Here is a 1,011-nt window from a genome sequence, read left to right as displayed (position 1 = left end):
AACTGACCCCCGGCCAGATCGTCGTCGTCGACTGCGAAGGCGACCCGAACAACGTCGACAAGTCCAAGCTCGTCTTCAAGGGCGCGGATCGTCCGGCCAGCGTGCCGGACGCCGTCCCGGCCGATCTCGGCGGCACGGCCGCCGCGGGGGCGGACGAGTAAGGCAGACAGCACGAGGCGACGGCCCGGTGGCACCAGCCACCGGGCCGTCGCCTTTCCATGTCGTTGCTGTCGAGCTGATGTCGCAGACGATTCAGTTCGGTGACGCGAGACGTCCCGGGGGCGCGAGACGCCCCGGGGGCGCGTCTTTCAGCAGGCGGGCCGAACCACCGGATGATGTCGTAGACGATTCAGCTCGACAGGGCGCGCAGCACAGCACCCGACGCCACCGGGACGACCTTGTAAGCGGTCGCCCGGTTGCCCGCCGAGGCGCCGGGAAGGCGGGTCGGACCGGCCCCGGCTGTCGTGGGTGAAAGCTTTCTGTCTGAGCCTTATGTCGGTTTCCTGGAGGGCGTGTGGAACCGATCTGAGACACGGCGTCCGCTTTGTGGTGGGTTGTGGTGGCGGGCGCCACCGGCCAGGCGGGCATGGGCCGAGGGCCCGCGTCGTTGTACCCATCGTGAGCGCGTGACCCCCGAGCCGTTGCGACGGCCCGGGCGACGGCCGGAATGCCGGCCGGCCCCACGTCGTTACACCCCCCGGACCCGAGACGAGCCGGGCCGCCGGCCGCCGGCCGCCTGGAATGCGTGGCCCGCCCCGCCGGTTACACCCCCGGACCGCGCCCCACCCCCCGGTCGAGAGCGCGCGATCCCCCTCGGTTCGACCTTTCCTCAACCCGTGACGCACCCACCCCCCTTGGTGTGTCGCGGACCCCCGACCGAAAGGTGCACCCATCATGCGTACCGACATCCTGCGTAAGACCGCCCTGACCGCTGCCGGCCTCGCCTTCACCGGCGGCGCCATCGCCGGCCCCGTCACCGCCGCCCACGCCACCACCGCCGACAACAAGCCC

Annotated in this window: 1 pseudogene; it reads left to right on the top strand. The window is 71.6% G+C overall.

The window, feature by feature from the left end:
• Window positions 1–161: pseudogene (locus ACSNOB_RS31900) on the top strand (AAA family ATPase); the annotation flags it as partial.
• Window positions 162–1,011: the final 850 nt, after the last annotated feature.

The sequence above is a fragment of the Micromonospora sp. URMC 106 genome (assembly GCF_051386395.1).
In the GTDB taxonomy this organism is placed as follows: Bacteria; Actinomycetota; Actinomycetes; order Mycobacteriales; family Micromonosporaceae; genus Micromonospora.
This window is presented reverse-complemented; position numbering and strand designations above follow the sequence as displayed.